Annotated in this window: 11 protein-coding genes; 7 read left to right on the forward strand and 4 right to left on the reverse strand. The window is 54.0% G+C overall.

Translation table 11 applies throughout. The annotated features are described in order from the left end of the window. The first annotated feature begins 108 nt into the window (after window positions 1-108). The 3 genes from ABX962_RS22995 (at window position 109) to ABX962_RS23005 (ending at window position 3,782) form a co-directional block, all read left to right on the forward strand. The gene (locus ABX962_RS22995; RefSeq protein WP_372722675.1) at window positions 109-1,074 is read left to right on the forward strand and encodes a DUF1559 domain-containing protein; all 966 of its coding nucleotides are present in this window, start codon (window positions 109-111) and stop codon (window positions 1,072-1,074) included. Window positions 1,075-1,179: 105 nt separating this feature from the next. Beyond that, on the forward strand, window positions 1,180-1,674 hold the full coding sequence (locus ABX962_RS23000; protein ID WP_372722677.1) for a carboxypeptidase regulatory-like domain-containing protein: 495 nt from the start codon (window positions 1,180-1,182) through the stop codon (window positions 1,672-1,674). Window positions 1,675-1,781: 107 nt separating this feature from the next. Next, on the forward strand, window positions 1,782-3,782 hold the full coding sequence (locus tag ABX962_RS23005) for a LamG-like jellyroll fold domain-containing protein (RefSeq protein ID WP_372722678.1): 2,001 nt from the start codon (window positions 1,782-1,784) through the stop codon (window positions 3,780-3,782). An 8-nt stretch (window positions 3,783-3,790) separates the two neighbouring features. Here the strand turns inward: ABX962_RS23005 and modA are convergent, their stop codons facing one another. From modA to ABX962_RS23025, 4 genes are all read right to left on the reverse strand, one after another. Continuing rightward, window positions 3,791-4,585, reverse strand: a complete 795-nt coding sequence (gene modA / locus ABX962_RS23010) for a molybdate ABC transporter substrate-binding protein (RefSeq protein WP_372722680.1) — start codon at window positions 4,583-4,585, stop codon at window positions 3,791-3,793. Window positions 4,586-4,663: 78 nt separating this feature from the next. Then, entirely contained in the window at window positions 4,664-5,104 is a 441-nt protein-coding gene (locus tag ABX962_RS23015) for a DUF3293 domain-containing protein (RefSeq protein ID WP_372722682.1), read from the reverse strand. Window positions 5,105-5,119: 15 nt separating this feature from the next. After that, entirely contained in the window at window positions 5,120-6,343 is a 1,224-nt protein-coding gene (locus ABX962_RS23020; protein ID WP_372722684.1) for a threonine/serine exporter ThrE family protein, read from the reverse strand. A 243-nt stretch (window positions 6,344-6,586) separates the two neighbouring features. Continuing rightward, on the reverse strand, window positions 6,587-7,027 hold the full coding sequence (locus ABX962_RS23025) for a hypothetical protein (protein ID WP_372722686.1): 441 nt from the start codon (window positions 7,025-7,027) through the stop codon (window positions 6,587-6,589). Window positions 7,028-7,195: 168 nt separating this feature from the next. On the opposite strand from ABX962_RS23025, the gene ABX962_RS23030 reads away from it, so the two are divergent. The 4 genes from ABX962_RS23030 to ABX962_RS23045 all read left to right on the forward strand — a co-directional run. Beyond that, window positions 7,196-7,447 (forward strand): type II toxin-antitoxin system ParD family antitoxin, encoded by a 252-nt coding sequence (locus ABX962_RS23030; protein WP_372722687.1) that lies wholly within the window; start codon window positions 7,196-7,198, stop codon window positions 7,445-7,447. Window positions 7,448-7,451: 4 nt separating this feature from the next. Continuing rightward, entirely contained in the window at window positions 7,452-7,640 is a 189-nt protein-coding gene (locus ABX962_RS23035) for a type II toxin-antitoxin system RelE/ParE family toxin (RefSeq protein WP_372722689.1), read from the forward strand. A gap of 173 nt (window positions 7,641-7,813) precedes the next feature. Further along, a complete protein-coding gene (locus tag ABX962_RS23040) occupies window positions 7,814-8,056 on the forward strand; it encodes a type II toxin-antitoxin system ParD family antitoxin (protein ID WP_372722691.1) in 243 nt (80 codons plus the stop codon). A gap of 9 nt (window positions 8,057-8,065) precedes the next feature. Beyond that, a partial coding sequence (locus tag ABX962_RS23045; RefSeq protein WP_372722693.1) for a type II toxin-antitoxin system RelE/ParE family toxin occupies window positions 8,066-8,453 on the forward strand: 388 nt, incomplete at its 3' end.

Consider the following 8,453-nt stretch of genomic DNA (forward strand, 5'->3'; position numbering starts at 1 on the left):
CTATTCTTCCGCCGATTCAGATGACTGTGGTCTGAATTTGAAAAGCGAAAACACGCTGGAAGCGATTGCTCGTTTTCAGTGAAGTCCCTCATAACGGAATCGAAAAACATGCAGTGGAATCCTGCTTCCGCGAAACTTCCCAGTCGCCGCTCGCGCGGCGCGTTCACTCTGGTCGAGCTGTTGGTTGTCATTGCGATCATCGGTGTGTTGGTCGGATTGTTATTGCCCGCAGTGCAAGCGGCTCGCGAGGCGGCGCGGCGGATGTCTTGTAGCAACAACTTGAAGCAAATTGGTTTGGGGCTGCACACTTATCACGATACCTTTCGCGTTTTTCCCTACGGCTGGGATAACCGCGGGATGACCTGGAGCGGTCATGTCTTGCCACAAATCGAGCAAGCCAATCTGTACCAAACGCTGATCTTTCAAGAGAGCGGACCGGGGAACTGGGACGCGGATGGTTCACCCAACGAAATCGCCGTCAGCACCGTGATCCCGACTTATCGATGTCCCAGCATGGCGCTAAAGGAACATTTCAATTACAACGGAATCCCCGAGCGTGTTCCCGGCAGCTATCGCGGTAGCGCGGGGACGGAATCGAGTTCTGACGATACAAGCACTGCCGTGGTCGGCACCAAGGGACTCGAAAATCTTGACCAAGACGGCATTTTCTATGCCTGTAGCAAAACGAAGTTTCGCGACATCATCGACGGAACCTCCAACACGATCATGATCGGCGAATCCTATACCGACCCGGAATTTGTCAAGGACGGCCAGGGAATGGATTACTGGTACATCGGTTCGCCGCAAGCCGATCCATGTCGCTGCGATGGTGGCACCGGCGGTACGGAATTCTCGGAAGTCGTCGGCACCACGATTGCCCAGATCAATGCGATTCGCAAAGCACCGACAACCAGCGGTTATCTGATGGAACTGTCCTTCGGCAGCTATCACGTGGGTGGTGCTCATTTTTCGATGAGTGACGGTGCGGTTCGTTTCATCACCGATTCACTCGATATGGAAACGTACAAAGCCATCGGGTCGCGAGATGGACACGAAATCGTCACCGAGTACTAAACACAGCACAAAAAGTCCTTTCATTTAAAACCAAACCAAACCAAAGCATCTCTGGGTGACCGCAGGCTGCGAACTTGCGGTCGCTCAGTGAAGGAGTCAAATCGAATGCGTCCTCATTTACAAGCCACCGCGTTCATCGCTACCGCGTGTATCGTGCTTGTGCTTTCCACTCTCGGCTGCGGCGGATCGCTGGATGCCGACTACTCCAGCATCGGATTGGTTCCTGTCTCGGGAACGGTGATGCTCGATGGCGAACCGATCGAAGGTGCCGTCGTCTTTTTCGAAGCAGACGATCGCACGTTTTCGTATGGCACCACCGATGAATCAGGCCATTACGAATTGAAATTCAACAGCAAAACCGCTGGCGTCACGCAAGGTCCCAAGACGGTGCGAATCAGCACGGTCGCCAGCACGGGCGAACGAGGCGAAGAAGACGAGGAAGAGTCCGAGTCCGAATCGAGTGCCCCGAAGCCAAAGCGAACCGAGCGTTTTCCCGTGACTTACAACGAAAAATCCGAATTGCAGGTCAGCGTCTCCGATTCGCAGACAACTTTCCATTTTGATCTACGCGGCGACGGAACGACCAAGAATGCCTCGTAACACCGCTTGCGAACCCACTTCTCGGTCGCCGGCGAAATTTTTAGATATCATGGGATGGCTCGCGTCTCGCCCCATCCCCTCCTCCCCCCCACGGTCCAACTAACAACATGTCACGACTACTTCTGCATTGCTCTGTTATCTCGCTGATAATTCTGTGTGCTCCAAACTCGCATGCTCATGAGGGCCCGCATCCTCATGTGCACAGCAAGAGTCACGGTCACGATGATGCGGGTAAATTTTTTACGACCCGCAAATCATCGCGGGTTCTGCCGCTGGCCAAAGAAGAGGATGTCTTTCACTTTGTCGTTTATGGTGATCGCACCGGAGGCGTGCCTGCGGGTTTGAAAGTACTCGAACAAGCGGTCATCGACACCAATTTGCTCGATCCCGATTTGGTCATGACCGTGGGTGATTTGATCCAAGGCTACAACGACGCGCCGTTGTGGATGGAACAGATGGCCGAGTACAAAGAGATCATGGATCGTTTGAAGATGCAGTGGTTTCCCGTCGCGGGGAATCATGACGTCTATTGGCGTGGTGAGGGCAAAGCTCCTCAAGGCCAACACGAAACCAATTACGAGAAACACTTCGGGCCGTTGTGGTATACATTCCAGCACAAGAACGCTGGCTTTGTGGTGCTGTACAGTGACGAAGGAGATTCGGCCACCAACGAAAAAGGGTTCAACGAAGGGCGATTACAAAAGATGAGCCCCGAGCAGCTGGATTTCTTGCGTCAGTCGCTCGAAAAACATAAAGATCTCGAACACGTTTTCTTGTTCTTGCATCACCCACGTTGGATCGGAGCCGGTTACACCGACGGAAATTGGGATGAAGTTCACGGGATTTTGAAGTCTGCGGGAAACGTCAGTGCCGTTTTCGCCGGTCACATTCATCACATGCGTTTTGATGGGCCCAAAGACGGGATCGCCTATTACACGTTGGCGACCACCGGAGGCCATTTGTCGGCCGACATTCCGGAGGCCGGTTACCTGCATCACTTGAACGTGGTGACGGTTCGCAAAGAAAGTGTCACGGTGGCGGCACTGCCCGTCGGTTCGGTCATCGATCCGACCGAATTCACTCCCGAATTTCTTGCCGATGTCGACAAGGCACGCAAGATTCGGCCTGTAGAGGTCGACAACAACTTGATGCTGCAGATTGATGGATCGGCTTCAGGCGAGCTAACATTCTCGTTGACAAACACTTCGGCCCAACCGATCGAAGCCACCGCGTCGCTGGACCCAGTGAACCGAGACTGGACCACCACGCTTGACCATCAACATGTGACGATCGAAGCAGGCAAAACCCTTCAATTGTCCTTCGGTTTACAACGCAAAGCCGATTTGCAGGCTGAATTGACCAACCCACGCATCCTTATGGATTTGCATTATGTTGGCCAGTCGACGCGGATCAATTTGCCGCCGACCTCGACTCCGATTTCGATGAAGTTGGCCGCGGTTCCTGCCGACTATTTCAGTGGCAGCGAGAATCGTTGTTTGAACGTTGTTGATGAGCGATCTGCCGTGCGAGTGGATTCTTCGGAGCTGAAGCTCCCCAATGGACCGTTCACGCTCGAAGCCTGGGTGAACCCGGTTCAAGCCGCTGGCCATCGCGGGTTGATCGCCAAGACACAGCAGAGTGAGTTCGCGTTCTTTATGGATGAGGGCGTGCCACAATTTGATGTGAATTTAAAAGGCAAATACTACAGTGCCAAAGCGACCGATGTGTTGCCCGTGAACCAGTGGTCTCACTTGGCCGGCGTCTATGACGGAAGCGAAGTGAAGTTGTACATCAACGGAGCACTTGCCGGTTCCAAAAAGGCCACCGGCAAGCGAACGACCAACAAATTGCCGCTGTTCATCGGAGCCGATCCCGACACACAGGGCCAAGCCACGCGTCCGTTTCTGGGCAAGATCGACGAAGTCCGAGTGTCCAAGAAAGCGATCTACACCTCCGACTTTAAAGCCGAGCGACGTTTGGCCGCCGGAACCGATACTGTGCTGATGCTGCATCTGGATCGTCAATTTGGGCCGTTTGTGTTAGATCAGAGCACGTCGGCGGCGAAGGGAACCCTCGGCGTGAATGCCAAGCTTGTACCGGTGCGGTAGTTACTTGTTCAGTCGGTAATGTCAAAGCCATGGTTCTTGTAGTGCTCGCGCGAGCGAGCACTACGGGAAACATAGCGGGCAAAATGTGCCGCCGCTTCGCGATGCCGAGTCGTTGCGATGATGCCGATCGAAACCTGCGAAGCGGCGTCTTTGAGTTCTGCGATCCGGACGAACGAGAGGTTGCGATAGGTGTGCAGCACCGCGTCGTAAACGATGCCCGCGTCGGCGGACCCTGCTTCGATGTCGTTCGCCACCTCGTTGACCGACGTGCGGTATCCAATGGTCGCCGCATCGATCGCGTCCCAGTGTCCCAAACGCTTCAGTGCCGTCTGAGTCACCTTGCCGATCGCGGCCGAATCGGGACTCGCTTGAACAAAGCGAATGTCGTCTTGCAGCAAGTCGTCGAGTGCGGAAATCGAGTGAGGGTTGTCTTTTCTAACGGCCACCACGGCATGCATTATCGCGATCGGAAATTGCTGTGTAACAAGCTGCTTCTGTTCCGCGATCTTCAAATAGCTGTCGTCCGCAGGCAGAAACAGATCGCCCGTCTTGCTGACGGCAATCGATGACAACAAGGTTTGCGAAGGGCCGTATTGGACATGGATTCGCCGCTGAAATTCGAGTTGGTAATCCCGGATAACCTTGTCCATCACCGCTCGGTTGCTGGCGGCGCAGTACAGCATCAATGGCCGCGAATCGAAATCGCCATCCGAAGTCCGATCCCCATCGGTAGCAAACAACAGCGCCACGCAAATGACGAAGACGATCACCGATCCGCCGGCTAGTAACGAAATTCGATTCATGAGTGAAGGCTAACAAGGAGCGATTGCGTCACTTATTAATTTGACATTCCTCGCTTTGGGGGACGGTGGGTAGAGTCTTCAGCGACATCCAGGTGCAGAAGTCAAAAAGAGCAATTCCGCAGCACCACCGACACGTCCGATGACGATCGCGTTCTGGTGGTATTTCCTGCCGAGATCAGCTGCGGATGAAGGCTCGATTCCGACGACCAAAAAACTGGCCTCAGGCGGCCACTTTCCCTTGGGATCGATGCCGGTGCCGTGCCAACATGAATAGCCGAGACGGGCGATCTCGCACTCTAATCGCTCGTTCATTGCACGATTTTGTGGCGGCGTTTTTAGAGTCGAATGAGGGTTATAGGCGGTGATGAAGGCCCACTCGTTCACCGCTTCGTTTCGCAGTGCATCGTCTAGCACGGGATGTTTGTGGCCAATGCGAATTGCAACGGACTGTTCCGGCAATTCGCACCAATAGATCGTTTGCCGATAGGCATCGTCCAGCTCTTGAGCGGAGGTTTCCATGGCGGCAACTTTGGATTAAAGGATTCGGTTCGGCGGCACCAACGCGTTGGACATCAGCAACCCACCGACCAAACACATCGCAATCATCACGGTGTGAAAACCAATCTCGATGCCCGCGATGGTTTCATGATCCAGCATCGCGATCAGCGATCGATAACCAAACGATCCAGGAACCAAGATGATCATTGCGGGGGTTTGCACAATCAACGCGGGACGACCACGGAAGCGAGCGTACAGGTTGCTGCCACATCCGACCGCCAGTGCTGCGGAGAACGAGGCGACTTCGGAACCATAAAAAGGATCCACCGAGCGAAGGACCAAGATGCCAAGCATCGAAACGCAGAAGATCGCAGGCCACTGAGCCATGCGAGCTTGAAAGATGATGGCAAACGCCATCGGAGCAATCAACAACGCGATCCATTGCCAATAGGTTCCTGTGACTGCAATCTTTTCAGGAATATCACGCCATGGGAGTGCAAAACGCCAAGCAATCGCGGCGCCTAGCAGTAGTGTAAATAACATCACAATCGCGCCGGCAAGACGAGCCACGCCAGCCGACAAATGCCCTACCGCCAACTCGGTAAGGGCGACGGTTAGCCGGAGTCCTGGCAGCAGCACGACCAACCCCGCTAGCGTGACCAAACGGTCGTCGATCGGGATAATGAAGTGTGCAATGCCGAGCGACAAGATCGCCGCCACAAAACCCGAGATCGGATGCAGTAGGCTTGGTTCACCACTGAATCGTTCGGCTGTCCGTTCGATCACGGCGATGACCAATCCAATCACCATCGCGGCCAATACTTCGGCGAGCGAGCCTTGGAACAGCGTGGCAAGTACACCACAGCCGGTCGCACAGGCGAGCGCGAAGGGGATAAACCGATACGTCGGCTCGCTGTGATCGATTTCGCGAAGTCGTGAAGCGGCGATCTTGATCGTGATTTCGCCCCGCTCGAGCTTTCCCAGGACATCGTCGGCTTGGAACAGCTTGTCGACGTGCATTTCGCGTGAATCCACGCGGCGGACCACCGTCTCTTCGTTGGCCCCGTTGGTGATCGAGATCACGAGCGCCGTGGGCGTATACAGAAACACCGCTTCCACCCCCAACGATGACGCCACTTGCGTCATCACACGCTCGAGCCGGTGCGAGGGCGTTCCGTAGCGATGCAGTATCATTGCTGCGTGAATCAGAAACGCATTAATCGCCGACTTTCCGGTGGGGGTGGAGGGTTCGCTTGGCACTACGTCGGACTGTGAAAGAGAATTTTGCCACGGATTTGGCGTCGGAAATCGTAAGCCGCCCATTCTTGCCGATCGCTCGTTTCCTCGAAAGAGGCTACGAGAACCATACCTCAAAGAGGTCAACCATCTCCGGATACCATTCGCTGTCCGTGCCAAAATGATCGCGGTCGGCGAAGACAGCCCGCATGGCCATTCAAGGAAGGTGTGCCGAAGGCCTGGCGTAAAAACCATGTTACACGCCCGCTACGTGAAGGTTAATGTGCGAACGATCGCCTCGATTGAAGATCGCCAGCGTCCGAATAGATCAGGGTGTGCTTTAAATTGGAATTGATAAGCAGAATCGCCGAGAACGATGAAATATGAAATCGCGGTTAGCGTGAATCCAATTTGTGACGACGTAAATTCATGCCACGCGACGTCGTAGCCATCGCAGGAAAACGAGCCGCTACCGTGCCCTACGTAGTCTGCGACACCGGTTTGCAGAAAAGCGACGTTGCCGACCATGTAGGATTCGGAATCGGAAGCCGCGTTTAATTCACGCGTCACCAAGAGTTGTGGCTGAATCTCGTTTTCGTCTTCCTCCGGTGCGGCAGCAACGAAGAGATCATCGTCTCCATCATCCCAAATGTCCCAATCGTCTGGGACGTCGACGCGAACCGAGTTGTCGGATGTCGAGTGACGCATGACTAAGAGCGGACAACGGAGTTATGTACGACATCGCCGCAACCGAAGCGAAGATGTTCTGAATCGGATTTGATTGTATAATGGAGCCGCGGCCAAAACCATGCCGAAGATGTCCCCAAAGGGGCCTTACGTAAAAGCCATGTTATGTGCCCCGGCCCATTGGAGTGAATGATGAATCTGAATTTGCCGAGTGACATCAATGCGTTTGTTAAATCGTTAGTTGCCGACGGTCGTTTCGATTCAGAAGAAGCGGCGATTATTGAAGGCGTCCGGATACTAATGGGGCGTGAACAATTGAAAGCCGAAATTCAAGTTGGCATTGACCAGTTGGATAATGGTCAACATTTCGACGAAGAAACAGTCTTTGCGGAAGTGAACGCGGAAATCGACAAGGTCGAATCTACACAGCAAGGAAGCTGATATCATGCCGAGGCTTCGCGAGAAATGCCGTCTCGCATCACAGCATCCAGAGATCGGAGATGAGCGTCCGGAATTGGGCGAAGGAATCCGGTCCATATATTTGGGCAATTACGTGATATTTTTTCGGCACCGTGATGGGGTCGTGGACATTGCACGCATCGTTCGAGGCGATGTCGACAATCCAACAGTCTAGGGTCGCACAACGGAAGGGTTTTACGACACCGACGCTACCCACTCGCACATGTCTTGAACTAGATTTGATTGTAGAATTGTTTTGGCGTTTGAATTACGTCGGAGGTGTGCCCGAAGGGCCCCAGCGTAAAACCATGTTGTCGGTCGCGGACCATACGAGAGAGCGTGAACCCAATGTCCAATATACCAGTCGATTTGCCAGATCATTTGATGCAATTTGTCGATCAAGGCGTAAGAGAAGGCGGATATGCGAATCCGAGTGAATTCATCGTCGCGCTGGTAGCAGCTGCAAGTGAAAAGCAAGGCGAAATCGAGCAAGCGTTGATGGCCGGGATATCAAGCGGTGCTGCCGAACCGTGGACCGATGCCGAGTGGCATGCAATCAAAGACCGCGTGGTCACCAAACGCGTCGAATAAGTGGCGAAAATGAAACCAATCACCCGTCGGCCCAAAGCCGTCGAGGATGTCGAATCGCACGCCATGTACATCGCGGATGGCAGCATTGATGTTGCGTTGCGATTTCTCGAAAGAGCCGAACAAACAATTATAGGTTTGGCAATGTTTCCCGAAAGCGGTGCACCACTCGTAACCGGCGTTCCCACACCTGCAAGCCTTCCCAAAGCAGTTTGGATCAACGCTCCCAAACGAAAGGAAGAATTAAAAAGCGAAGCCCCCGAAGCGAATTGCCCGGGGGCTCCAGAAGTAACGTCTTTGACGCACCCTCGATCCGGTTATCCCTTGGACGGTTGCGTCCCCGCAGAGTCGTCTTCCGTTTCACCGGACGTCGACACAGTACCAGCAACAAACTCTTTGA

The organism is Novipirellula sp., from assembly GCF_041583735.1.
GTDB lineage: Bacteria > Planctomycetota > Planctomycetia > Pirellulales > Pirellulaceae > Novipirellula.

Excerpts from the sequence above, each read along its gene's own strand:
- ABX962_RS22995 (WP_372722675.1), top strand. The coding sequence starts at position 109 with ATGCAGTGGAATCCTGCTTCCGCGAAACTTCCCAGTCGCCGCTCGCGC.
- ABX962_RS23000 (WP_372722677.1), top strand. The coding sequence starts at position 1,180 with ATGCGTCCTCATTTACAAGCCACCGCGTTCATCGCTACCGCGTGTATC.
- ABX962_RS23005 (WP_372722678.1), top strand. The coding sequence starts at position 1,782 with ATGTCACGACTACTTCTGCATTGCTCTGTTATCTCGCTGATAATTCTG.
- modA (WP_372722680.1), bottom strand. The coding sequence starts at position 4,585 with ATGAATCGAATTTCGTTACTAGCCGGCGGATCGGTGATCGTCTTCGTC.
- ABX962_RS23015 (WP_372722682.1), bottom strand. The coding sequence starts at position 5,104 with ATGGAAACCTCCGCTCAAGAGCTGGACGATGCCTATCGGCAAACGATC.
- ABX962_RS23025 (WP_372722686.1), bottom strand. The coding sequence starts at position 7,027 with ATGCGTCACTCGACATCCGACAACTCGGTTCGCGTCGACGTCCCAGAC.
- ABX962_RS23030 (WP_372722687.1), top strand. The coding sequence starts at position 7,196 with ATGATGAATCTGAATTTGCCGAGTGACATCAATGCGTTTGTTAAATCG.
- ABX962_RS23035 (WP_372722689.1), top strand. The coding sequence starts at position 7,452 with ATGCCGAGGCTTCGCGAGAAATGCCGTCTCGCATCACAGCATCCAGAG.
- ABX962_RS23040 (WP_372722691.1), top strand. The coding sequence starts at position 7,814 with ATGTCCAATATACCAGTCGATTTGCCAGATCATTTGATGCAATTTGTC.